Origin of the sequence: Pseudomonas sp. 58 R 12 (assembly GCF_900005865.1) — a bacterium.
In the GTDB taxonomy this organism is placed as follows: domain Bacteria; phylum Pseudomonadota; class Gammaproteobacteria; order Pseudomonadales; family Pseudomonadaceae; genus Aquipseudomonas; species Aquipseudomonas tritici.
Window position 1 is genome coordinate 141,560 of record NZ_CVTP01000006.1, and the last position, 22,649, is coordinate 164,208.

Annotated in this window: 23 protein-coding genes; 3 read left to right on the forward strand and 20 right to left on the reverse strand. The window is 60.2% G+C overall.

The genetic code is table 11. The features are described 5' to 3' along the window. The first annotated feature begins 278 nt into the window (after window positions 1-278). On the forward strand, window positions 279-1,115 hold the full coding sequence (locus BFP95_RS02895; protein WP_371914445.1) for a cytochrome c: 837 nt from the start codon (window positions 279-281) through the stop codon (window positions 1,113-1,115). Between the two features lie 133 nt (window positions 1,116-1,248). Here BFP95_RS02895 and BFP95_RS02900 read toward each other — a convergent pair whose 3' ends face one another. The 14 genes from BFP95_RS02900 to BFP95_RS02965 all read right to left on the reverse strand — a co-directional run bounded on the left by BFP95_RS02900 (window position 1,249) and on the right by BFP95_RS02965 (window position 12,878). After that, window positions 1,249-2,052 carry a transglutaminase family protein gene (locus BFP95_RS02900; RefSeq protein WP_065909243.1) on the reverse strand — a complete coding sequence of 268 codons (804 nt, stop codon included), beginning with the start codon at window positions 2,050-2,052 and terminating at the stop codon, window positions 1,249-1,251. Further along, entirely contained in the window at window positions 2,049-2,999 is a 951-nt protein-coding gene (locus BFP95_RS02905) for an alpha-E domain-containing protein (RefSeq protein ID WP_065873938.1), read from the reverse strand. Before BFP95_RS02905 ends, BFP95_RS02900 begins: the two co-directional genes overlap by 4 nt. 4 nt (window positions 3,000-3,003) lie before the next feature. Next, window positions 3,004-4,413 carry a circularly permuted type 2 ATP-grasp protein gene (locus tag BFP95_RS02910; RefSeq protein ID WP_065873939.1) on the reverse strand — a complete coding sequence of 470 codons (1,410 nt, stop codon included), beginning with the start codon at window positions 4,411-4,413 and terminating at the stop codon, window positions 3,004-3,006. A 441-nt stretch (window positions 4,414-4,854) separates the two neighbouring features. Beyond that, entirely contained in the window at window positions 4,855-5,196 is a 342-nt protein-coding gene (locus BFP95_RS02915) for a ribonuclease E inhibitor RraB (protein ID WP_065873940.1), read from the reverse strand. A 213-nt stretch (window positions 5,197-5,409) separates the two neighbouring features. Next, the gene (locus BFP95_RS02920) at window positions 5,410-5,646 is read right to left on the reverse strand and encodes a hypothetical protein (protein WP_065873941.1); all 237 of its coding nucleotides are present in this window, start codon (window positions 5,644-5,646) and stop codon (window positions 5,410-5,412) included. A 103-nt stretch (window positions 5,647-5,749) separates the two neighbouring features. Further along, window positions 5,750-6,355 carry an START domain-containing protein gene (locus BFP95_RS02925; protein ID WP_065873942.1) on the reverse strand — a complete coding sequence of 202 codons (606 nt, stop codon included), beginning with the start codon at window positions 6,353-6,355 and terminating at the stop codon, window positions 5,750-5,752. 41 nt (window positions 6,356-6,396) lie between these two features. Continuing rightward, complete coding sequence (locus BFP95_RS02930; protein WP_065873943.1) at window positions 6,397-6,651, reverse strand: YkgJ family cysteine cluster protein; 255 nt, start codon at window positions 6,649-6,651, stop codon at window positions 6,397-6,399. A 162-nt stretch (window positions 6,652-6,813) separates the two neighbouring features. Next, window positions 6,814-7,281: a translation initiation factor 2 gene (locus BFP95_RS02935; RefSeq protein ID WP_065873944.1), complete on the reverse strand. Its 468-nt coding sequence runs from the start codon at window positions 7,279-7,281 to the stop codon at window positions 6,814-6,816. A 104-nt stretch (window positions 7,282-7,385) separates the two neighbouring features. Beyond that, a complete protein-coding gene (locus BFP95_RS02940) occupies window positions 7,386-8,825 on the reverse strand; it encodes an aminotransferase-like domain-containing protein (RefSeq protein WP_049711953.1) in 1,440 nt (479 codons plus the stop codon). 287 nt (window positions 8,826-9,112) lie between these two features. After that, a complete protein-coding gene (locus tag BFP95_RS02945; RefSeq protein WP_065873945.1) occupies window positions 9,113-9,928 on the reverse strand; it encodes an OmpA family protein in 816 nt (271 codons plus the stop codon). After that, the gene (locus tag BFP95_RS02950) at window positions 9,925-10,287 is read right to left on the reverse strand and encodes a DUF4398 domain-containing protein (RefSeq protein ID WP_049711951.1); all 363 of its coding nucleotides are present in this window, start codon (window positions 10,285-10,287) and stop codon (window positions 9,925-9,927) included. The genes BFP95_RS02945 and BFP95_RS02950 overlap by 4 nt, the downstream gene beginning before the upstream one ends. 9 nt (window positions 10,288-10,296) lie before the next feature. Beyond that, window positions 10,297-11,112: a substrate-binding periplasmic protein gene (locus BFP95_RS02955; RefSeq protein ID WP_065873946.1), complete on the reverse strand. Its 816-nt coding sequence runs from the start codon at window positions 11,110-11,112 to the stop codon at window positions 10,297-10,299. 84 nt (window positions 11,113-11,196) lie between these two features. Continuing rightward, window positions 11,197-12,126: an electron transfer flavoprotein subunit alpha/FixB family protein gene (locus tag BFP95_RS02960; protein ID WP_065873947.1), complete on the reverse strand. Its 930-nt coding sequence runs from the start codon at window positions 12,124-12,126 to the stop codon at window positions 11,197-11,199. Window positions 12,127-12,128: 2 nt separating this feature from the next. Continuing rightward, window positions 12,129-12,878: an electron transfer flavoprotein subunit beta/FixA family protein gene (locus BFP95_RS02965; RefSeq protein WP_032887429.1), complete on the reverse strand. Its 750-nt coding sequence runs from the start codon at window positions 12,876-12,878 to the stop codon at window positions 12,129-12,131. Window positions 12,879-13,384: 506 nt separating this feature from the next. On the opposite strand from BFP95_RS02965, the gene BFP95_RS02970 reads away from it, so the two are divergent. Continuing rightward, a complete protein-coding gene (locus BFP95_RS02970; RefSeq protein ID WP_065909245.1) occupies window positions 13,385-15,049 on the forward strand; it encodes an electron transfer flavoprotein-ubiquinone oxidoreductase in 1,665 nt (554 codons plus the stop codon). A gap of 117 nt (window positions 15,050-15,166) precedes the next feature. Here the strand turns inward: BFP95_RS02970 and BFP95_RS02975 are convergent, their stop codons facing one another. Next, a complete protein-coding gene (locus BFP95_RS02975; RefSeq protein ID WP_049711947.1) occupies window positions 15,167-16,060 on the reverse strand; it encodes an AraC family transcriptional regulator in 894 nt (297 codons plus the stop codon). A gap of 181 nt (window positions 16,061-16,241) precedes the next feature. Here BFP95_RS02975 and BFP95_RS02980 point away from each other — a divergent pair, with 181 nt between their 5' ends. Further along, window positions 16,242-17,294, forward strand: coding sequence for an NAD(P)-dependent alcohol dehydrogenase (locus BFP95_RS02980; protein WP_065873949.1), 1,053 nt, complete (start codon window positions 16,242-16,244; stop codon window positions 17,292-17,294). Between the two features lie 109 nt (window positions 17,295-17,403). On the opposite strand, the gene BFP95_RS02985 is transcribed toward BFP95_RS02980, so the two are convergent. From BFP95_RS02985 to BFP95_RS03005, 5 genes are all read right to left on the reverse strand, one after another. Beyond that, entirely contained in the window at window positions 17,404-18,207 is an 804-nt protein-coding gene (locus BFP95_RS02985) for an IclR family transcriptional regulator (RefSeq protein ID WP_065873950.1), read from the reverse strand. Window positions 18,208-18,306: 99 nt separating this feature from the next. Then, on the reverse strand, window positions 18,307-19,272 hold the full coding sequence (gene araH, locus BFP95_RS02990; RefSeq protein WP_065874020.1) for an L-arabinose ABC transporter permease AraH: 966 nt from the start codon (window positions 19,270-19,272) through the stop codon (window positions 18,307-18,309). A gap of 17 nt (window positions 19,273-19,289) precedes the next feature. After that, a complete protein-coding gene (araG, locus tag BFP95_RS02995) occupies window positions 19,290-20,789 on the reverse strand; it encodes an L-arabinose ABC transporter ATP-binding protein AraG (protein ID WP_065873951.1) in 1,500 nt (499 codons plus the stop codon). Further along, the gene (locus tag BFP95_RS03000) at window positions 20,786-21,766 is read right to left on the reverse strand and encodes a substrate-binding domain-containing protein (RefSeq protein WP_049711944.1); all 981 of its coding nucleotides are present in this window, start codon (window positions 21,764-21,766) and stop codon (window positions 20,786-20,788) included. The genes araG and BFP95_RS03000 overlap by 4 nt, the downstream gene beginning before the upstream one ends. A gap of 35 nt (window positions 21,767-21,801) precedes the next feature. Next, window positions 21,802-22,623 (reverse strand): SDR family oxidoreductase, encoded by an 822-nt coding sequence (locus BFP95_RS03005; protein WP_065873952.1) that lies wholly within the window; start codon window positions 22,621-22,623, stop codon window positions 21,802-21,804. Window positions 22,624-22,649: the final 26 nt, after the last annotated feature.

Consider the following 22,649-nt stretch of genomic DNA (forward strand, 5'->3'; position numbering starts at 1 on the left):
CTGAAATAAAACCGGCACGCATTTGACGCTCAGGAATAACAACAAAAGGCAGTCAGCCATGTTCAAACATTCGAAAGTACGTCAGGCGGGACTTATTCTGTTCGCCACCACACTGATCCTGATCTTGCCCAACTTGACCAAGGTTATTGGGTGACGCCTCAACACTCACATTGCGTGCCTACACAGCACCGGGTTTGCAGCTTTTGGCAGCACCTGCCGGGACATTGCGCATAGCGGTCCTGCAGGGGCTGCCTTTTTATGTATGGATTTCCGGTATCGTGAGCACCATCGCCACTGCGCACCGGGCCTCCCTCTTGAAAGTCATCTTCGCTCTCTTCGCCTTGCTGATCGGCCTGCCCGCTTCGGCGGCGCAATTGACCATCGAGCTCGACCACAGCAGCAAGACTTGGCAGACCGCCGACTTGCTCAAGCACCCACAAGCGCAAACGGTGCAGATCGTTGATGACGTTTCCTACAAGCGCACCATGACTTATCGGGCCGTGCCGCTGGCCTTGCTCCTACCGGGACTGAAACCTGAGAGCCACCTGCAGGCTGTGGCCTTGGATGGTTTCGCCGCCGAGCTCACGGCTGCACCGCTGCTGGAAAAACAGGGCGCACGTGCCTGGCTGGCGGTGGAAGATCCCGCTCAACCGTGGCCTGTATTGACGGAAGGAAAACCGAGTGCCGGGCCGTTCTATCTGGTGTGGACCGATCCTCAAGCCGGGCATATCAGCCCTGAGCAGTGGCCGTTCCAGATCTCAGGGATCAAACAATTGAAGACCGTGGCGGAGCGCTTTCCGGCGTTGTTGCCCGACCCGAAACTGGCGGTAGATGACCCGATAAATCAGGGCTTTGCGCTGTTCCAGAAGAATTGCCTGGCCTGTCATCGCCTCAACGGTGCCGGTGACGCGCAGGTGGGGCCGGACTTGAATATTCCCTATAACCCCACCGAGTATTTTGGCGGCGATTTCCTCAAACGCTATATCCGCGCCCCACAGAGTTTGCGGCATTGGCCGCAGGCGAAGATGCCAGCGTTTGCGGCCACTGTGTTGCCGGACGGTGAGCTGGATTTGCTGGTTAGTTATTTGAAACATATGGCAGGGCGTAAATTGTAGTGAGCGGGCTTGCCCCGCGCGGGTGGCGAAGCCGCCCCAAAACCAGACAACTCGGTTCTGCCTGGAAAAGTACGATGGCAGGATTAGGGCGGCTTCGCCACCCAGCGCGGGGCAAGCCCGCTCACTACATCCGTTACTGCTGCTGGACTGAAATCACCGGCGTCGGCGCCACAAATACCTTGGCATGCATCTGCTCATGCCCGCCGCCACGGCGCATACCGCGTACCGGGCAGGCATCGAGGTAATCCAACCCCACCGCCAGTTTCAAATGCCGCTCCGGCCGGGCCAGTTGGTTGGTCACATCAAAGCTGTACCACGCGTCATCCAGCCAGGCTTCGGCCCAGGCGTGGCTGGCCAGGTGCGTACTGTCCTCAGTGTACAAATACCCCGACACATAGCGCGCAGGGATCCCAAGGCTGCGCGCGCACGCCAGGAACGCATGGGTGTGGTCCTGGCACACGCCTGCACGGCCAGCGAAGGCCTGGGCGGCGCAGGTGTCGACGTCGGTCGCACCGGGCGTGTAGACCATCGACTGGTTAAGCGCATGCATCAAATCAATCAGCGCCGTACGGTCGCGGCGTTGATGGCAGTGCTGGTGGGCAAAGCCGCGCAGGGCGTCATCAGGCTCGGTCAGACGGGTGCAACGCAGGAACGGGAACGCCGACTGGCTCTCGTGTTCGGCCTCGCGCAACTCGTCGATATCCACCTGGCCGCGGGCGCCGATGATGATGGCGTCGTGCGGTTCATCCAGGGTCAGCACGTGCAGGATGTTGCCGAACGGGTCCACCTGGGCGCGCACCGGACGCGGCAGGTCGAGCTGCCAACTGAGCACGCGCTGGCGCTCACTGTCGTGGGGTGTAAGACGCAGGTACTGGATGCTGGCGCGCACCTGGTTTTCGTAGTGGTAGGTGGTTTCGTGGCTGATGGAGAGTCTCATGCGGCCTCCAGGTAGGAACTGTAGATGGCGTCGCCCAACTGGCGAACCAAGGGAATGAAGTCGGTCAGCCAGGCGTGCAGGCCTTCCTCGAGGATTTCATCGATGGCGGTAAAGCGCAGGCGCGCGTCCATCTCGGCGGCCAGGCGCTGGGCCGGTCGGCCATTGAGTCCGGGCAGGCTGGCGAGGATCTGGTCGATCTCTTCGCTGCAGGCACGTAATGAGCGCGGTACGTCGGCGCGCAGCAGCAGTAATTCCGCGACCTGCCGGGCGCCGGGGGCGTCACGGTAAATCTCGGTGTAGGCCTCGAACGACGACAAGGCGCGCAGCAAAGCGCTCCATTGATAGTAGGCGTGGGCCGTGCCATCGCTGACGGCTTCGGCCTGGTCGCCGGCCATTTCATAGCGGGCGTCCAGCAGGCGCAGGGTGTTATCGGCACGTTCGATAAAGGTGCCCAGGCGAATGAACCGGAACGCATCGTTGCGCATGATGGTGCCGTAGGTGGCACCGCGGAACAGGTGAGACCGCTCCTTGACCCACTCACAGAACCGGCTCATGCCATAGCGGCTCAAGCCCTGCTGGGCGATGTCACGAATATCCAGCCAGGTAGCGTTGATGTTTTCCCACATGTCGGCGGTAATTCGCCCACGCACCGCATGGGCGCTGGCCCGCGCTGCGCCGAGACAGCTGTAGATGCTGGCCGGGTTCGCTGCGTCCAGGGCAAAAAAGTGCAACAGGCGTTCGGCGTGCAACTCGCCGTGGCGCGCGTGGTAATCCTCCAGGGTGCCGGTGATCAACAGCGGCATCGCCAGTTCATGCAGGCCATCACCGCGCCCATCTTGAGGCATCAGCGACAGCGAATAGCTGACATCGAGCATGCGCGCGAGGTTTTCCGCGCGCTCCAGGTAGCGCGACATCCAGTACAAATCCGAGGCAGTTCTACTCAACATGGCATCAGTCCTCGACCACCCAGGTGTCTTTGGTGCCGCCGCCCTGGGACGAGTTGACCACCAGCGACCCTTCACGCAATGCCACGCGGGTCAGCCCGCCTGGGACTACACGGGTTTCCTTGCCGGACAATACGAATGGGCGCAGGTCGATATGGCGCGGCGCAATGCCGTTTTCGACAAAGGTCGGGCAGGTGGACAAGCACAGGGTCGGTTGGGCGATATACGCATGGGGCTTGGCCTTGATGCGCGCACGGAAGGCTTCGATTTCGGCCTTCGTGGACGCCGGGCCGACCAGCATGCCGTAGCCGCCGGAGCCTTGGGTTTCCTTCACCACCAGGTCCGGCAGGTTGGCCAATACGTGGGACAGTTCGTCGGGCTTACGGCATTGAAATGTCGGAACATTCTTCAGGATGGGTTCTTCATCCAGGTAAAAACGGATCATCTCGGTAACGAAGGGATACACCGATTTGTCATCCGCCACCCCGGTGCCGATGGCATTGGCCAATACCACATTGCCGGAACGATAAGCCGCGAGCAGGCCAGGCACGCCGAGCATGGAATCCGGGTTGAAGGCCAATGGGTCGAGGAACGCATCGTCGAGGCGGCGGTAGATCACGTCCACGGCCTTGGGCCCATCGGTGGTGCGCATGAATACGCGGTCATCGCGCACAAACAGGTCGGCGCCTTCCACCAGCTCCACGCCCATTTCCCGGGCCAGGAACGCATGTTCAAAGAACGCGCTGTTAAAGCGGCCCGGGGTCAGCACGACCACGCTGGGGTTATCCAGGGGGCTGGAGCTTTTCAGGGTGTCGAGCAACAGGTTGGGGTAATGATCGATGGGCGCGATACGCTGGGCGGCGAACAGTTCGGGGAACAGGCGCATCATCATCTTGCGGTCTTCGAGCATGTAGCTGACGCCGCTCGGGGTACGCAGGTTGTCTTCAAGCACGTAGTACGTGCCGTCGCCGTCACGTACGAGGTCGACACCGGAGACGTGGGAATACAGGTCGCGGTGCAGATTCAAACCCTGCATCGCCAGTTGGTATTGCTCGTTGGCCAGCACCTGTTCGGCAGGAATGATCCCTGCCTTGATGATGCGTTGCTCGTGATACAGGTCGGCGAGAAACATATTCAGCGCCTTGACCCTTTGGATGCAGCCGCGCTCGACAATCCGCCATTCGCTGGCGGGAATGCTGCGCGGGATGGTGTCGAACGGAATCAGGCGCTCGGTGCCCTGCTCGTCCCCGTAGAGCGTGAAGGTGATACCGGCGCGGTGAAACAGCAAATCGGCCTCACGCCGGCGCTGGGCCAGCAGTTCAGCAGGGGTATCAGCCAACCAGCGGGCGAACTCGCGGTAATGCGGTCGGACCTGCCCTGCCCCGTCGTACATTTCATCGTAATAAGTGCGGATCATGCCGAACTCCTTGTCACCCGGGCGCTAGAACCATCGCAAGGCCCGTGCCAGCGGCATAAACACTTAAGAATCAGTGAGTTGAATAAGCACCGGAATCCATTCGCACCGTCCTGGTGCGCAGAATGCCCGGTGCACTGCCCCCTGCTTCATCGCAATGCGGGCTTTGACTATCAACAGCATAGCCAGAGTTGATTTCACTGCCCGGTCAAGCGTACGGATAATTACCAACATCTGCTGAACAGGACGTGTCCTACAGCTCAACCCTTTGCGCGATCGGTAACGTAGTGCTTCGTGTACCGACCGGCCTCCCGGTCTTCCCTTTTGGCCACCCTGCTCGGGTGGCCTTTTTTTTGGCCCTGAAAAGACCTGGATGGGCGCCAAAAACAAAATCGGCCGACCCAAAGGTCAGCCGATACGCTGTGTTTCTCATACTGCTCGCTGCTACATGGGTAACCCACGCACCTCCTGCTTCACGCCCCATCCCTCGATGATCCCGCCCAGCGGCTCGACCACCGCCTCAAAGTCTTGCTCGAAGTCTCCTATGCCGTCGTAGGTGGCAGACATGATTTTGCTCAGTTCCAAGTACCAGGCGCCATCGTCGCGCGCACTGACCTGGGCATTCAGCGATTCCCCACGAAACTCACCCGCAGCCCTGCGCGCCCGTTCTTCATCAGGAAAAATGGCGTAGAACTCGATGGGGTGGAAGCGTGAAAAGTCAAAACCGCCTTCTTTCATGCGGCGCAGAACATTGGTGCTGATGTCTTCTTGATAGGCTGTGCTCATGAAAAGTGCTCCTCAGACTGATGGATAGACTTTCCGTGCTTCCCGAAGCCCACGCCGTACTGGCGTGGGAGCTACGGCAATAACATCACCGCTGGAAAACAAGCATGTAGCTGACAAGACCAGTACCTAGCGATTCATTCGCTGATCTCACTTGCAGAGTAGCGCGAAGCTATCGCCTCCACCAGAGGTGCTTGAAGGGTGTACAGCGAATGTTCAGACGGCAGGAGAGATGTCGAGGATCTGGATACTGTTCTGGTCTTTGAGGATCTTGACCGTGGGATCGGACTGGCGGCCCTCAAGGTCGTTGAGGTCGAGTTCGGCGGCGACAGGCACCAGTTTGTTGCGAATCATGTGCGCAGCATCTTCGAGGCTAGGTCTTTGTTCGCAGGTGAACTGCTCCACGGACTGTACGCCGTGATCATCAACGAAAGTAATCTGCCACTTTTGCATCGGTGCCTCCTCGATAAAGCCCGCGTGTGGGCTCACATCTATCTGGACCTTGAGGGTTCGGCAAACGTTCCACTCTGGGCAGGAAGCACCGGATCAAATGCGCTTATTTTTCAGCGTGTTCTTTCAAGGCTTTCAAGGTGTTGAACGGCGCGTCCACCACGAACTTGTTGGCCAACCACGATGGCACGCTGCCGCCTGGCTCGGTGTGTACCTGGTAAGTGACTTCGGTCTGGTTGTCGCCTTTTGGCACCAGTTTCCAGAAGCCTTCGACTTGGGCAACCCGTACGAAGCCTTTTTCTTCTGGCTGATAGGTCGGGACCTCCAGCAAGGTTCGGGTCACGCTGCCGTCAGCGCCCTTGGAGGTGGTGATTTTGAGGATCGAATCACGATTACTGACGGGGAACGGAGCATTGAACTGGGTGTAGGTGTAGCTGACGTCACCCTCGTGTTTCAGCAGCTTTTGCAATTTGCACTCGTGAATCCATTTGCAGGCACCCACTACGTCTTCCTGCAGCGCAACAATCTTGGCAACCGGCGCCTTGACCACGGTCACACCGCGATACGCCTTGTACTTGGAGCCGGCAACTTCGCTCAGGGACACCTTGATACCGTCTTCGTCCTTGGCGACTTGCCAATCCTCAGCCTGGGCAGTTGCAGCAAACAACACCGTAAAACCGCATAACACAGCCATTCGTTTCAGCGAACCCATAGGTGTATTCCTTATTGTTGAAGTTACGAGAGTAAAGCCCATCAAGCCGCCGTCATCTGCTCCCACCAGCCGATCAAACGAATAGCATCGGCCTGGTCGGTGCCGCAGACCTCGATGTCCGCCTTGAAATCACTGCACACCGCCGGGCGTTCCGGTTGCCCGAACAGCTGGCATAGCTGTTCGACCGACAGGTGCAGGCAGCGTTCGCCGGCCGGTTTGCCTTGTGGCATTCCAGGTAATGGCGAGCTGATGGAGGGGGCGATGCAGCAAGCGCCACAGCCTTCACGGCAATTCATGACCAGCAGGTCCTCGACGACTCAATGTGGATGGCCGGGCTAGAGTACGCCCTTAAACAGCCGTTTTAAAATGGTCTAACAGGGGTTTTTCGCGGAAAACAAAAGTGACTGACCAGTCTGCGACAGATGGTCGGAGGGCGGCGTCACGTGTGTGGGAAAAGTTTACTGCTTGAACTCGAATTCCAACGCCGCGCCTTCCACTTCACGCCGCTCTTCATTGCGCAACTGCAGCTTCATCTCATTGCTGAGCAGGCGGCCGTTGATCTGGAATGCACTGTTGTCGGTGGGCTTCTCGCCAAACATCGGCGGCAGCAAGGGCACGCTTTTAGGCTTGGCCATGGTGCCAATGGGCTGAAGGTGCCTGACCATGTCCGTTGGCAATGACAGATCCAACTGTGCCGGTGGCAATTGTGTCTGCGCCACTTCACGGGACGATTTGGATCGACTTGCCGCACGTTTTTTGGCCGCAGCACTTTGCTTCTTCACGGCGGGGGCTTTCTTGGCGGGGGTCTTCTGTTCCGAACTGGCAGCGGGCTTGGTTTCGCTCACAGGTGCTGCCGCCAGCGCGGTGCTGACGTTGCACAGGCTTAACAGGCCAATCACACAAACAGCGCGAAAAATCGAGGTCATATTGCCTACAGCATTAACGGCAGAGGGCCATATGCTCGCTTGTTGTGCGCGGCATGACAAGTGCGCTGATTAGCGCGCTATAGGATTTTTCCCGTTTGTGCGCGTCAAAGGCCGGCTGCCGTTTCCTGGCAAAGCTGGCTGGCAAGCATCCCCAGCGTCATCAGCGCCCGCTCTGCCTCACGGTTCCAGGGCGTACCGCAGTTGAGGCGAATACAGTGATTGAACTGCTCGGTATTACTGAAGATCAGGCCTGGTGCAATGCTGATGCCCTGTTGCAGTGCGCGTACATGCAGTTCCTGGGTATTGACCCGTCCGGGCAAACTGACCCACAAAATGAAGCCGCCGGTCGGGCGGGTCATCTGCGTGCCTTCCGGGAAATATTGCTGCACCGCGAGCTGGAACGCGCTGAGATTCTTGCGGTACTCCTGGCGTATATAGCGCAGGTGCCGATCGTAGCCGCCGTTTTCCAGGTAGGCCGCAACGCCCATCTGGGTGACGCTGCACGCCGAGTGAGTACTGAACATTTGCAGGCGCTGCAGCTCCTGCTGGTATTTGCCGGCGATCATCCAGCCGATGCGCACACCGGGGGACAGCGTCTTCGAAAAGCTCGAGCAATAGATAACTCGGTCGAGGCGGTCATAGGCTTTCAGGGCCTTGGTGCGGCCCAGTTCGAACATCAGCTCGCCGTAGATATCGTCCTCGACGATCTGGATATCGAAATCCGAAGCCAGGCGCAGCAACTGTTTCTGACGTTCCTCGGGCATGGTGCCGCCCAAGGGGTTGCTCAGGCGCGTGGTCAACACCAGCGCTTTGATCGACCATTGGTTGGCCGCCAGTTGCAGGGCTTCCAGGCTCATGCCGGTGGATGGGTCGCTGGGGATCTCGATGACCTTGAGCCCCAGCAAGTCAGCCAACTGCAGCAAGCCGTAATAGGTTGGCGATTCAGCGGCAATCAAGTCGCCAGGCCGTGTCAGCACCCGCAGTGACATCTGCAACGCATCGACACACCCGTGGGTGATCACAACTTCGGAAGGGTCCACCACCACACCCGCATCGCGCATACGGATCGCCACCTGGCGGCGAAGCGGCTCGAAGCCGGGGCTGAACATGTAACTGAACGCCCGCGGGCTCTGGAAGCGCGTGACCTTGGCCAACTGCTGGTGCAATGCGCGTACCGGCAGGTAGTCCACGCTGGGCACAGCAGCGCCCAATGGGAACACGCCTTCGCGCCGCGACTCGCCCAATACCTGCTGGATGATACTGCTGCGGGTGACCAACCCTGGGCGTTCGACCCGTGCGATGTCGGGCGTCGGCGCGGTGAGCGCTGGTGTCTGGTGCACGTAATAACCGGATTGCGGCCGCGCCCGGATCAGCCCCTGGTCTTCCAGGTTGGCGTAGGCCTGCAACACCGTGGCGTGGCTCACGTTCAACTGCGAGCTCATCTTGCGCACCGAAGGCACGCGCTCGCCCGGTTGATAGACACCGCGCCGGATATCTTCGGCCAGTTGCTGGGCGATACGTTGGTAAAGCAACAGATTGGTCATGACGCAGCACTCGATTTCACGGGTATTTTATTTTTGTGTGAAACATACCGGCACAGTTTAGAAGTGTACGGGGACAGTTGCCACAATAGTCGAGCGAGGGCGGGAGTGACAGTAAAAACTGTAAGGGTGGTGACAGGAATTTCAGGCATAAAAAAACCGATCATGGATCGGTGCACTCCCTGTGGGAGCTGGCTTGCCTGCGATTGCATCGCCTCGGTATGCCTCAGAAACCGCGTTGCCCGCATCGCAGGCAAGCCAGCTCCCACATTTTGACTGGTGCCAGACGCCTAGCGAGCGGCGCCCAATTGGCCCTTCTCGTCCGAGAAGACGATCTCTACCCGACGGTTCTGCGCCCTGCCCCGCTCGGAAGCATTGGCCTCCACCGGGAACTGGTCACCATAACCTTCAACCTGGATGCGCTTTTCGTCGATACCCAGGTCCACCAGCACATCCGCCACCGACTGCGCACGGTCGCGGGACAGTTTCAGATTTTCCCGCTCACCGCCCGTGTTGTCGGCATAACCCTCGATGCGCACCACGCGCTTGGGGTTCAATTGCAGGAACTGTACGATTTTCAGCACAGTGCGGTTGGCCGAGTTTTTCAGTTCTGCCACACCGGTATCGAACAGCACGTCGCCCAACGTCATCACCAGGCCGCGATCGGTCTGGGTGGTGGCCAGGCTGGCGATCTGTTCTTCGAGCCACTTGCCCTGCTGCTGCACGCTGATCAGCTTGCTTTCACGCAGGGCCAGTTGCAGGCGCTGGCGTTCCAGCTCCAGCTTGGCGGCGCGCTCTTCGTTGAGCGCCTGCTCGGTGTGCTCACGGGCAATGGCGCTGTAGCGCTGGCTCAGGTAGGCGTAATGCACGACGTCGGAGCCGCTGCCCCAGTAACTGGACAAGCGGTCGGCACGGGCCAGGGATTCACCGGCACGGATCACGTCCTTAGGGGCGATGCGCAATACATTGGCGTCTTCCTTGACCTTCTGGAAGTCAGTGCCCGCCTGTTGCAAGGCCTGTTCGCTATCGGGATGGCTGGCGCAACCGCCCAGCACGGCAGTGCCCAGCAGCACGGCACCACTCAAACCGCGGATCATCGGGCTCATTGGGCTTCCCCCAACTGCAATTGCTTGCGCAGGCGGGTGATACGGGTGTTGAGCACGTTCAGTTGTTCCTGGCTCTTGCGCGTCAGCACCTTGGCTTCGGCCAGGCGTGCGTCCAGCTCGGCTTGCTCGAAACGCATACGCGCGTTTTTGTAGGATTCGTCGGCCATGCTCGACTTGGCTCGGGCGAATTTAGCTTCGGCCAATTTCAATTCAGGCGATTCATCCGCGTTGGCACCCACGGCACTGGCTTGCTCCAAGGCTTGCTGGGTCAGGCGCATTTGTTCATTCGGCGCAGGATCGGCTGCACATCCCGCCAGAGCGACAACGGCGAGGGCCGCGAAAAGAGGTCGAAGAGTCACTGAAAATCCCTACTTTGTTGGGGTGCCGACGGGTTGCTGCAATTGTGCTTTCCAGCGCTCCAGATTGCGCTGCAGCGCCGCTTCCGCCACACCGGACGTCGGCAATTCTGTCATCTTTTTAGCAAGCTGTCCGCGCAACCACGGATCATTGCAGGCCGAGTTGTGTGAAATCGCCAGGTACAGGCCCGGCTGATCGATCGGCACATCGCGGGCGACCAGGTCGTTGCTCATGCCCAAGGTCTGCGCCATGGCCATGCCGGGATAACGCCCGGCGAGCACATAGTCCACCTCGCCCAGCAGCAGTTTCTGAAACGCTGGCGTCAGGGATGGCAGGCGTTGCAAGGTCAATTGCTGGCCGGCGAAGGTCTCGAAGCCCGCGCTGAGGCGCGCCCGCTCGGACACGGCGCCCTTGTGCCCATGCAGATCGGCGGCTGTGGTGTAGGCCAGCGCCGAATCCTTGCGCGTCCAGACCAGATAGTCGAGCTGCACCAGCGCCGGGTGGATGTAGTCGAGGGTTTCCAGCTCACCCAAGTTCAGCGGCGCATCGGCGAGGATGTCCATGCGCCCACTGCGCACTTCATCCAGGGCCAGGGAACGCTTGCCGCCGTAGAGCAGGTCGATTTTTAACCCGAGGTCCTTGCCCACTTGTTGCAACACATCGGCGGTGGCGCCGATCAGGTGCGTGGGGTCCTGCGGGTCGCGCCAGAGCAAAGGGGGTGTGTCCGGGCTGCCGGTGATCACCAGGCGATCGCATTTGCCCGCCGCCAGCGACAGCGTCGGCAGCAGCGTGAGGCCCAGCAAAACGCTCCAGGGGCGCAGTTCCATGGCGAAGCTCTCCGGTGTTCAAAAAAGAGGCCGCAAAAAAAGCCCGGTCATAAGACCGGGCTCTTTATAAGTGAAGCGACTGGATTAGACCAGCTTCTCCAACTCAGGTACGGCTTCGAACAAGTCCGCCACCAGGCCGTAATCAGCCACCTGGAAGATCGGTGCTTCTTCGTCCTTGTTGATCGCGACGATTACTTTGGAGTCTTTCATACCGGCCAAGTGCTGGATCGCGCCAGAAATACCGACGGCGATGTACAGCTGTGGCGCAACGATTTTGCCGGTCTGGCCGACCTGCATATCGTTGGGTACGAAACCTGCGTCGACGGCCGCGCGGGAAGCGCCGACCGCAGCACCCAGCTTGTCAGCCAGGGCATACAGGTGCTTGAAGTTGTCACCGTTCTGCATGCCACGCCCGCCCGAAACGACGATCTTGGCAGCGGTCAGCTCAGGACGATCCGACTTGGCCAGCTCTTCGCCAACAAAGCTGGAAGTACCAGCGTCGTGGGCAGCCGCAACAGCTTCAACGGCAGCCGAACCACCTTCGGCGGCAACCGGGTCGAAACCGGTGGCACGTACGGTGATGACTTTTACCGAAGCAGTCGATTGCACGGTGGCAATGGCGTTACCGGCGTAGATCGGGCGCTTGAAGGTGTCGGCGCTTTCGACCGAGATGATCTCGGAGATCTGGTCGACGTCCAGCTGCGCGGCAACGCGTGGCAGGATGTTTTTGCCGTTGGAGGTCGCGGCAGCCAGAATGTGGCTGTAGCCAGCGCCCAGCTCAGCTACCAGCGGCGCGACGTTTTCCGGCAGTTGATGAGCGTAGGCCGCGTTGTCGGCGACCAGTACTTTGCTCACACCGGCGATTTTCGCAGCGGCTTCAGCCACGGCGCCAGCGCCCTGGCCGGCAACCAGTACGTGAATGTCGCCACCGATTTTAGCGGCGGCAGCCACGGTGTTCAGGGTGGCCGGAGCCAGCACCTTGTTATCGTGTTCGGCGATTACGAGGATAGTCATGATCAGATCACCTTCGCTTCGTTTTTCAGTTTCTCGACCAGTTCAGCCACCGACTTGACCTTGATGCCTGCGCTGCGAGCAGCCGGCGCTTCAACTTTTACGGTCTTGTTGGTGGAGGCGGTGGAAACGCCCAAAGCGTCAGGCGTCAGCACTTCGAGAGGCTTCTTCTTGGCTTTCATGATGTTTGGCAGGGACGCGTAGCGCGGCTCGTTCAAACGCAGGTCGGTGGTCACGATGGCCGGCAGTTTCAGCGAAACGGTCTGTGCGCCGCCGTCGATTTCACGGGTTACAGCTACGCTGTCGCCGCTTACTTCGACTTTCGACGCGAAGGTGCCCTGGCCGTAACCGGTCAGTGCAGCCAGCATCTGGCCGGTCTGGTTGTTGTCGCTGTCGATGGCTTGTTTACCAAGGATCACCAGCTGAGGCTGTTCCTTGTCGACAACGGCCTTGAGCAACTTGGCCACGGCCAGGGAGGTCAGGTCTTCAGCGGACTCGACCAGGATAGCGCGGTCGGCGCCCAGTGCCAGAGCGGTACGCAGCTGCTCTTGAGCAGTGGTAGGACCGATGGAAACCACGACGATTTCAGTCGCCACGCCTTTCTCTTTCAGGCGGACGGCTTCTTCCACAGCGATTTCGCAGAAAGGGTTCATCGACATTTTGACGTTAGCAAGGTCGACGCCGGAATTGTCCGCCTTGACGCGAACTTTCACGTTGTAATCGACAACGCGTTTGACAGCTACAAGAACCTTCATGGATTCCTCGTTACTCTCCGGTGAAAAGAAAGTCGCCTAGGCGAACCTGGCGGTTGATGCTCATCGGCACACAAGGGCACCTCCAAAAACCTCGGCGAGTGACCTGGCTCACGGGAAATGATGACCGTTCGTCAGTGGTGACTGAGAGGTCATTCTTTATCGCAGCGTGTAAACTGCGCGCCAAAGTTTGGGCACGCGTCACCTGTCTTGCTTTTGGACGTGCTCTTGAAACCTGCAGTCTGCCTACGGTAAGCGCGAAACCGACCGTATATTGACCGGAACACCTATTCTGGTCAATACGGCAAAATAGCCAGTCATAAGCCGCGCCTCTTTGATTTTCCTAGCCTGCGGGCAATTCAAACAAACGTTTGTATTGGACGCTAGCAGTGGTCTATATATAATGCGCCACCTAGAGAGAAAGGTGGGTCCGGCCCTCGCGCCAGACGACACCGAACCTCCACCCATTAGAAAAAAAAGCCTGTTGAGCCTTGAGTAGGAGATAGCCTGTGGAACGCGAATACATGGAATTCGACGTGGTCATCGTCGGCGCTGGCCCGGCGGGCCTGTCTGCCGCCTGCCGACTGAAGCAGAAGGCCGCCGAAGCCGGTAAGGAAATCAGCGTCTGCGTGGTTGAAAAAGGCTCCGAAGTCGGCGCACACATCCTCTCCGGTGCCGTGTTTGAACCACGCGCCCTGAACGAACTGTTCCCGGACTGGAAAGCACTCGGTGCCCCGCTCAACACCCCCGTGGTGCGCGATGACATTTATGTACTGCGCAGCCCGGACGCTTCCACCAAGGTGCCTGACTTCTTTGTGCCCAAGACCATGCACAACGAAGGCAACTACATCATCTCCCTGGGCAACCTGTGCCGCTGGCTCGCCCAGCAGGCCGAGAACCTTTGCGTGGAAGTCTACCCAGGCTTCGCCGCCCAGGAAGCGCTGTTCGACGAGAACGGCGTGGTGCGCGGGATTATCACCGGTGACCTCGGCGTCGACCGCGAAGGCAATCCAAAAGAAGGCGTATACACCCCGGGTATGGAGCTGCGTGGCAAATACACGCTGTTCGCCGAAGGCTGCCGTGGCCACATCGGCAAGCAACTGATCGAACGTTTCAACCTGGCCAGCGATGCCGACGCCCAGCACTACGGCATCGGCCTGAAGGAAATCTGGGAGATCGACCCGGCCAAGCATCAGCCAGGCCTGGTGGTGCACACCGCCGGCTGGCCGCTGGACATCATGGGCAACGAGAACACCGGTGGCTCGTTCCTTTATCACCTGGAAAACAACCAGGTGGTTGTCGGCCTGATTGTCGACCTGTCTTACAGCAATACCTTTCTGTCGCCGTTCGATGAGTTCCAGCGCCTCAAGCATCACCCGGTGCTTGCCCAGTACCTGGAAGGTGGCAAGCGCATCAGCTACGGCGCCCGTGCCTTGGCCAAAGGCGGTATCAATTCGCTGCCGAAGATGATCTTCAAGGGCGGCGCACTGATCGGTTGCGACCTGGGCACCATGAACGTGGCCAAGATCAAAGGCAGCCACACCGCGATGAAGTCCGGCATGCTCGCCGCCGACGCCGTGGCCGATCGCCTGTTTGCCGACTCCGAGGGCGGTGATGAACTGACCGGGTACGTCGACAGCTTCAAAGCCAGCTGGCTTTACGAAGAACTGTTCGCCAGCCGTAACTTCGGCCCGGCGATGCACAAGTTCGGCCCGATCATCGGCGCGGGCTTCAACTGGTTCGACCAGAACATCCTCGGCGGCAAAATGCCGTTCACCCTGCACGACACCAAGCCGGACTACGCCTGCCTCAAGCTGGCCAAGGACAGCAAGAAGATCGACTACCCGAAACCCGACGGCAAGCTGAGCTTCGACAAGCTGAGCTCGGTGTTCATCTCTGGCACCAACCATGAAGAAGAGCAGCCGTGCCACTTGAAGTTGAAAGACCCGAGCATCCCGATCGGCACCAACCTGCCGCTCTACGATGAACCGGCGCAGCGCTATTGCCCGGCGGGTGTGTATGAGGTGATCACCCAGGAAGACGGCGAGAAGCGCTTCCAGATCAACGCCCAGAACTGTGTGCACTGCAAGACCTGTGACATCAAGGACCCTTCGCAGAACATTACCTGGGTGACGCCGGAAGGCGCGGGTGGGCCGACTTATCCGAATATGTAAGTCAGCGGCTTGAAAAACGAGGCCCTCATTGCGAGGGCCTTTTTTTGTGCTCGACTCGGTCAAAATGTGGGCGCTGGCTTGCCTGCTCCCACATTGACCGGGTTGAATCACTAAGATTTATGCAGCCCGCTCTTCACCAGGGTTGCGCTCGAAGTAGCGCTTATATTCCCGGCTGAACTGCGACGTACTCTGATACCCCACGCTATGCGCCGCCTGCGCCACCCCCATCCCTTCCACCAGCAGCAACTGCTGGGCCTTGAGCAAGCGTAAACGCTTCAGGTACTGCACCGGCGACAACAGCGTGCAGCGCTTGAAGTGCTCATGAAACGTCGACGCGCTCATGTGCGCATAGCCCGCCAGCGTCTCGATATTCAGCGGCTCGGCGTAATGCGCATGCAGGTGATTCAGTGACGTGGCAATTCGCGAGAACTGCCCTTGCTGTTCGACCAGCGCGCGCAGCACATCGGCCTGCGGCCCGCGCAACGCGGTGAACAATAACTCGCGCACCCGCGCCGGGCCCATGATCCGGCTTTCCAGCGGATCGTGCAGGCACTGCAACAGCCGTTCGACACACCCGCGCATGGCATCATCGAGCACCACCGAACTCATCGACTCCAGCGTCTGCGCCGTCGGCGGCGGCCCGGCCTGAATGCCCATGGCCATCACCAGTTCGCCCAGCACCACGCGATCAATCCCCACCGTCACCCCCAAAAGCGGTGCATCCGGCGCCATGGCAAACGTCTCGCACTCGAACGGCACCGGCATCGCCTGGATCAGGTAATGCCCGGCGCCATACTCCAGCGTACGCGGGCCCAGGTAGGCGACCTTGCTGCCCTGGGCCACAAACATCAGGCTCGGCTCATAGATCTGCGGGCCGCGCGCCACGTCGCAACTGGCGCGCAGCACCTGCACGCCGGGCAGGTGGGTGGGAGAAAAACCGTCACGCGGCGTGAGGCCTTCAATCAAGGAAACCAGCGTGGCGTTGGCGTCGAGATGGCGAGTCAACAACATGGCAAAAAACTTCGCGAAAAAGGGATGAGAACATCATCGCAGGTCTGGCGGCACAAAAATCCAATCAGGGGGCACTCCCGGACGAATAGGCATGAGACTCGGAGCAATCACCATGGCCGCATCAAGGCCCGGTGCGGAAAATGCGCGGCCTCTCCTGTCATTGCTTTTGCGAGGTTTCCCCATGTACACCGCCATCGGTTACGCCGCCCAGTCGGCCACCACTCCCCTCGCCCCCATGTCCTTTCAGCGCCGCAGCCCACGCGTGGATGACGTGGCTATCGAGATCCTGTACTGCGGCGTGTGCCACTCCGATATCCACCAGGCGCGCAACGAATGGGGCATCGCCGTGTACCCGCTGATGCCGGGCCACGAGATTGTCGGCAAGGTCACCGCTGTTGGCGCCAACGTCACCGCACACAAAGTCGGCGACCTGGTCGGCGTGGGCTGCATGGTCGATTCGTGCCGTCATTGCGATGCGTGCAAAGCCGACCTGGAGCAATATTGCCTCGAAGGTCCAACCATGACCTACGCCACCCCGGACCGCGTCGACGGCAGCAATACCATGGGCGGCTACTCGGACAGCATTGTGGTCAGCGAGCACTTCGTGGTGAAGATCCCGGCCAAGCTCGACCTGGCCAGCGCCGCGCCGATCCTGTGCGCCGGCGTCACCATGTATTCGCCGATCAAGCACTACGGCATCAAGGCCGGCGACAAAGTGGGTGTACTGGGCATGGGCGGCCTGGGCCATATGGGCATCAAGCTGGCCAAGGCGATTGGCGCGGAAGTGACCTTGTTCACCCGCTCCGCGAGCAAGGCCGAAGAAGGCCGTCGCCAGGGTGCCGATCACGTGATCGTGTCCACCGACGCCGAGCAGATGAAAGCCGCCGCCGGGCACTTCGACTTCCTGCTGGACACCATCCCGGTGCAGCACGACCTCAACCCCTACCTCGACGTATTGCGCTTTGACGGCGTGCACATCCTGGTCGGCCTGATCGAACCGGTCGACCCGCCGGTCAACGCCGCCAAGCTGATCATGGGCCGTAAAGTGCTGGCTGGTTCGTTGATCGGTGGCATTGCCGAAACCCAGGAGGTCCTGGATTTCTGCGCCGAGCACGGCATCAGCTGTGACATCGAGATGCTCGATATCCGCCATATCAACGAAGCCTACAGCCGCATGATCGCCGGCGATGTGAAGTACCGCTTTGTCATCGACATGGCGACCCTGAAGGTCTAAGCCACACTCGCCCGTAGCCGCTGTCGAGCCTTGGCGAGGCTGCGTCTGAGGTGTGTCAGGTACACCGCTGACGCAGCCTCGCTGGCGCTCGACAGCTGCTACGGGAGGGTCAGGTTTTGGCGCCCAATTCTGCGGAGAGGCGCGCTGCAACCTGTTTGATCACAGGAATCAGCTCGGCCATTTTTTCCAGCGGCATGTAGGGCACGGTACTGGCGATGCTGATGCCGGCGACGATTCGCCGGCTGGCATCGCGCACCGGTGCGGCCACGCAGCGGATCGACGGCTCGTTGTCTTCCAGGTCGAACGCATAACCGCCCACCACGTATTCACGCATGCGCTGCTCAAACTGCGCCCAGGATTGCTCCGGGTGCTGCGGCCATTGCAGGTTCTTGCCGCCCTCCGGCAAGCTGGCTTCGTAGAGACGCCGCCATTCCTCAGCCGAGTCATCCAGCAACATCGCCTTGCCAACCCCGGTCCGTGCCAGCGGCATGCGATGACCGACCCGCGAACGCATTTCCGGGCCGTAGCGGCCAGGGTTCTTGTGCAGGTAAAGCACGTCGTCGTATTCGCGAATAGCCAGGTGAATGGTGTCACCGGTCAGGGCCGAGAGCTCGTCCAGATACGGGATGGCCAGGGTCACCAATGGCAACTCTTCCCGCGCCTGAAAACCCAATTCGATCAACTTCGGCCCCAGCAGGTAACCGACCTGGGGCACCACGCGCAGGTAACGCTCGTCCACCAGGCAACTGGCCAGGCGGTGGGTGGTGCTGCGGGTGGTGCCGATGCGCCGGGCGATCTCTTTCAGATCCCGCGCACCGGCCGCCACTGCCTGTACCACGCCCAGGCCACGCAGCAGGGTCTGGGTGCCGGTGGGGGCGGTATCTTTGGTGGGGGTGTGGGCGTTTTCCTGCATATCGGGCCTATTGGGAAGTACGAAAACGGCGCCATTATGGCAAATACCATCCTCCAGAGCAGAGGAGATCCCACATTTTGATCTTCACATGGCAGGACGTCAGCGTTGCTTCATGCGGTCGATGATGACGGCCAGCAACAGGATCGAGCCCCGGATCACATACTGGTAAAACGTGTCGATGTTCTTCAGGTTCATCGCATTCTCAATGATCGCCAGAATCAACACCCCGGCAATCACATGGCGGATCATGCCGATGCCGCCGCTCAACGACACCCCGCCCAGCACACAGGCAGAAATCACTGTCAGCTCAAAACCCTGGCCAATCATCGGCTGACCCGAGGTCATGCGCGACGCGAGAATCACCCCGGCCAAGGCGCCAATCAAACCATGCACGGCAAAGATGATGATCTTGGTCCGGTCAACGTTTACCCCCGCCAGCAACGCGGCTTCCTGGTTACCGCCGATAGCCATGGTGTTGCGCCCGTAGGTGGTGTAGTTGAGCAGCCAGCCGAAGAACATAAAGCACAGCACGGTGATGATGATCGGCACTGGCACACCCAGCAGTTGGCCGTTGCCGAAGACGAAGAAGTCTTCGTTCATCACGCCGACCGCCTTGCCGTTGGAGAAGATGTACGCCAGGCCGCGCACGATCTGCATGGTCGCCAACGTCGCGATCAACGCGTTGATGCGCAGCTTGGCGATGACGATGCCGTTGATCAGCCCTACCACCAGGCCCATGGCCAAGGCCGCCGATACGCCAAGGACCACGCTGTCGGTGTCACGAATCACAATGCCCGCGACCACGCCGGCACAGGCGATCACCGAGCCCACCGACAAGTCGAAGTGGCCCGACGCCAGGCAGAACAGCATGGTGCACGCCGCAATGCCCACCGTAGAAATCGCCAGGCCCAGCCCGCGCATGTTCAGCGGAGAAAGGAAGTTGTCGATAAACAGCGCGCTGAGCACAAAGATGCCGAGTGCTGCCAACAGCATCACCCAATCGTCCAGGAACTTACGCTGGTTGAAACCCGGCCAGAAGCCCTTTGCAGTTTTTATCTCAGACATCATTCACCTCGAAATCTTCAAGCCCGCGAACGCGGGAGAGCCAGTTGCAACAGCCGTGCTTCATCCGCCTGATCGCGGGCCACTTCGCCGGTCAGGGCGCCTTCACTCATCACCAGGATGCGGTCGGAAATCCCCATGACTTCCATCAGGTCGCTGGACACCACAATCACCGCGATGCCACTGGCTGCCAAGTTATGGATGATCTGGTAGATCTCCGATTTGGCGCCGATATCGATGCCCCGGGTCGGCTCATCCAGCAGCAGCACTTTCATCGGCATCGACAGCCAGCGGCCGAGAATGGCCTTCTGCTGATTGCCACCGGACAGGTACATGATTTTCTGTTCGGCGTTAGGCGTTTTGACCTTCATGGCCTTGATTTGCTGGTCGGCGTTGCGCGTTTCCCAGCCGTCGCGCAGCAGCCAGCCAAAGGCGGAATGGGCACCGCGTGCGCTGATATTGATGTTCTCGGCGACGCTGGACAGCGGAATGATGCCTTCCTTCTTGCGGTCTTCCGGGCACAGCAGCACGCCGGCGGCGATGGCATCGCGCGGTGAGCGCAGTTGCAGTTTTTCGCCGCACAATTCCAGGTGCCCTGCGGTCGTACGCGTTAATCCGCTTAAAAGCCGAAACAGCTCGGTACGCCCTGCCCCCACCAGCCCGAACAGGCCGAGAATCTCGCCCTTGTGGACTTGGAAACTGACCGGCTCACGCAGCCCTGGACCGAGCAGCCCCTGAACCTTGAGTGCCACTTCGCCGCGTTCACGCGCACGGTAGTCGTAGATATCCTGGATATCGCGACCGACCATGCAGGTCACCAACTGGTCGTGGGTCAGCGCGCTCATGTCATCAAAGGTGCGCACGTAGCGGCCGTCCTTGAACACCGTGACCGCGTTGCAGATGCGGAATACTTCTTCCATGCGGTGCGACACGTAGAGCACCACTTTGCCCTCATCGCGCAGCCGCGTGATGATCGCCATCAAGCGGTCGATCTCCCGCGCCGACAGGCTGCTGGTGGGTTCATCAAACGCGATCACATGCGCACCACGGGACAACGCCTTGGCGATTTCTACCAGTTGGCGCTGCCCCAGGGACAGGCGGCCGAGCTTTTCATCCGGGTCGATTTCATCCGCCAGCCCCTTGAGGCAAGCCAACGCCTGCTGGCGCAACTGGCGGCGGTTGACCACACCAAAGCGCGTCGGCAAATGCCCAAGGAACAGGTTCTCGGCCACGGTCATTTCCGGCACCAGATGCAGCTCCTGGTGGATCACCGCCACGCCGCTGGCGATGCTGTCGGCCGCGCACTTGAAGGCCATGGTCTGCTCGCCGATTTGCAGCGTGCCGCTGTTGGGGATGTAGGCACCACCGAGAATTTTCAGCAGCGTCGACTTGCCCGCGCCGTTCTCGCCCATCAGCGCGTGCACCTCGCGCGGCCGCGCTTCAAAGCTGATCTGCGCCAGGGCCTTGACCCCAGGAAACTCCTTGCCGATGCCGTTGAAGCGCAAGGCCGCGCCGGTCATTTCCACAGCCCGATTTTGGTCAGTTCTTCCTGGAAGTTGGCGCGGGTGATCAAGGTTACTTCGTCCATGGCGGTGTATTTCGCCGGTTCCTTGCCGGTGGTGACCCACTCGTACATCGCCAGCGCGGTGTTGTAGCCCTCAATGTGCGGGCTGGGCAGCATCGAGCCAAAGAAGCCGCTGTCGGCTTTCTTCAATTCGCCGATGGCGTCAGTGCCATTGATGCCGATGCCGATCACGTTGGCCGCCTTGAAGCCAGCGCTTTCGGTGGCGCGCACGCCGCCCAGTACGGTGTTGTCGTTCATGCCGCCGATGATCAGGTTTTTCGCGCCGCTGGGCAGCTTGACCAGGGCTGAGTTGGTGGCGTCCATGCTGCCGGGAACATCAAGGGTCTTGAGAGCAGCGGTCAGGATGTGGTCTTTGGGAATACCCGCCTCTTCAAGGGATTTGATCGAACCGTCGGTGCGTTTTTTGCCGGTGTCGAGTTCGTTATAGGTGTTGATCACAGCGTAGGTTTCTTTCCAGTCCCAGCCGCGTTTCTTCGCTTCGGCGGCCATGGCGGCGCCCTGCTTCTGGCCGACTTCAAAGGCGGCCATGCCCAGGTATGGCACGTCTTCCATGAAGTTGCCCTTGGCGTCGACAAAGCGATCATCCACCGCCATCACCTTCAAGCCGTTGACCTTGGCCTTGGCGACGATGGCCGGGCCCAGGGAGACGTCCGGCGGGCAGATCACAAAGCCCTTGGCGCCATTGGCGGCCAGGCTGTCGATGGCCGAGAGGGTTTTCTCGCCATCCGGTACGGCGATCTTGATCACGGTAAAACCGTGTTCCTTACCGGCTTTTTCGGCGAAGGCCCATTCGGTCTGGAACCAGGGTTCTTCAGCCTGCTTGACCAGAAAGCCGATCTTCACTTCCTCGGCAAGTGCCACGCCGCTGAACGCCATCGCAAGCGCTACTGCGCCTAGAGTCTTCTTGAACATGAGCTACCTCTTGTTGTTATTGAGCGCTGCAGGTTTTAGTCGTGGTACATCACAGACCGCCCGCCATCGATCATCAGGCAGGTGGCATTGATAAAGGGCGCCTCGTCGGTCGCCAGGAACAATGCAGTCATCGCCACCTCGATCGGCTGGCCGATGCGCTTGGGCGGGTGCAGGTCGAAGGCGCGCTGGCGCTCGGCGTGGGGGTCGGCGAAGCCGTTCCAGTAGTCGACGTTGAGCTGGGTTTCGATATAGCCCGGCGCGATGGCATTCACACGAATGCCCTTGGGCGCGTACTCGATGCCGAGGGCCCGCGTAAGGCCGAGCAGGCCGTGTTTGGCCACGGGGTAGGGAAAACAGCCGGGAATGATGTGGCTGGAATGGGTGGAGGCAATGTTGATGATGTTGCCGATGCCCTGCTCGATCATGTGCGGCAACACCGAGCGGCAGCCGTACCAGGCGCCGTCGAGGTCGATGGCGAAGCAGCGGCGCCAGTCTTCGTCGGTCATTTCCAGCGGGTCGCGGAACACATTGACCCCGGCGCAGTTGACCAGCACATCCACGCGGCCGAAGCGCTCAAGGGTCAGATTGACCAGCGCCTGCCATTGATCTTTAGACGTAATGTCGACGGCTTGCGCATAGATGTCAGCCCCGCGTTCGCGCCAGTGGGCGGCGACTTGCTCGACGTTCTCACCCTGGATATCGGCGATGACCAGGCGCGCCTGCTGAGCCTGGAAACACGCGACGATGGCCTCGCCAATGCCTTGGGCGGCGCCAGTGATGATCACCACTTTGCCTTTGAGCCGCTCGCCGTAGGTGGGCTCGGGCACGGCGGGGAGTGACAACGGTTGTGCCTGCATCGCTTCACCTGTTTTATTTTTGGTAG

Coding starts and splice junctions, on each gene's coding strand:
- BFP95_RS02910 (WP_065873939.1), bottom strand. CDS start 4,413: ATGATCCGCACTTATTACGATGAAATGTACGACGGGGCAGGGCAGGTC.
- BFP95_RS02930 (WP_065873943.1), bottom strand. CDS start 6,651: ATGAATTGCCGTGAAGGCTGTGGCGCTTGCTGCATCGCCCCCTCCATC.
- BFP95_RS03000 (WP_049711944.1), bottom strand. CDS start 21,766: ATGTTCAAGAAGACTCTAGGCGCAGTAGCGCTTGCGATGGCGTTCAGC.
- BFP95_RS03005 (WP_065873952.1), bottom strand. CDS start 22,623: ATGCAGGCACAACCGTTGTCACTCCCCGCCGTGCCCGAGCCCACCTAC.
- BFP95_RS02915 (WP_065873940.1), bottom strand. CDS start 5,196: ATGAGCACAGCCTATCAAGAAGACATCAGCACCAATGTTCTGCGCCGC.
- BFP95_RS02905 (WP_065873938.1), bottom strand. CDS start 2,999: ATGTTGAGTAGAACTGCCTCGGATTTGTACTGGATGTCGCGCTACCTG.
- BFP95_RS02985 (WP_065873950.1), bottom strand. CDS start 18,207: ATGCAGGAAAACGCCCACACCCCCACCAAAGATACCGCCCCCACCGGC.
- BFP95_RS02980 (WP_065873949.1), top strand. CDS start 16,242: ATGTACACCGCCATCGGTTACGCCGCCCAGTCGGCCACCACTCCCCTC.
- BFP95_RS02940 (WP_049711953.1), bottom strand. CDS start 8,825: ATGACCAATCTGTTGCTTTACCAACGTATCGCCCAGCAACTGGCCGAA.
- BFP95_RS02945 (WP_065873945.1), bottom strand. CDS start 9,928: ATGAGCCCGATGATCCGCGGTTTGAGTGGTGCCGTGCTGCTGGGCACT.
- BFP95_RS02955 (WP_065873946.1), bottom strand. CDS start 11,112: ATGGAACTGCGCCCCTGGAGCGTTTTGCTGGGCCTCACGCTGCTGCCG.
- BFP95_RS02925 (WP_065873942.1), bottom strand. CDS start 6,355: ATGGGTTCGCTGAAACGAATGGCTGTGTTATGCGGTTTTACGGTGTTG.
- araG (WP_065873951.1), bottom strand. CDS start 20,789: ATGACCGGCGCGGCCTTGCGCTTCAACGGCATCGGCAAGGAGTTTCCT.
- BFP95_RS02965 (WP_032887429.1), bottom strand. CDS start 12,878: ATGAAGGTTCTTGTAGCTGTCAAACGCGTTGTCGATTACAACGTGAAA.
- BFP95_RS02900 (WP_065909243.1), bottom strand. CDS start 2,052: ATGAGACTCTCCATCAGCCACGAAACCACCTACCACTACGAAAACCAG.
- araH (WP_065874020.1), bottom strand. CDS start 19,272: ATGTCTGAGATAAAAACTGCAAAGGGCTTCTGGCCGGGTTTCAACCAG.
- BFP95_RS02960 (WP_065873947.1), bottom strand. CDS start 12,126: ATGACTATCCTCGTAATCGCCGAACACGATAACAAGGTGCTGGCTCCG.
- BFP95_RS02975 (WP_049711947.1), bottom strand. CDS start 16,060: ATGTTGTTGACTCGCCATCTCGACGCCAACGCCACGCTGGTTTCCTTG.
- BFP95_RS02935 (WP_065873944.1), bottom strand. CDS start 7,281: ATGACCTCGATTTTTCGCGCTGTTTGTGTGATTGGCCTGTTAAGCCTG.
- BFP95_RS02920 (WP_065873941.1), bottom strand. CDS start 5,646: ATGCAAAAGTGGCAGATTACTTTCGTTGATGATCACGGCGTACAGTCC.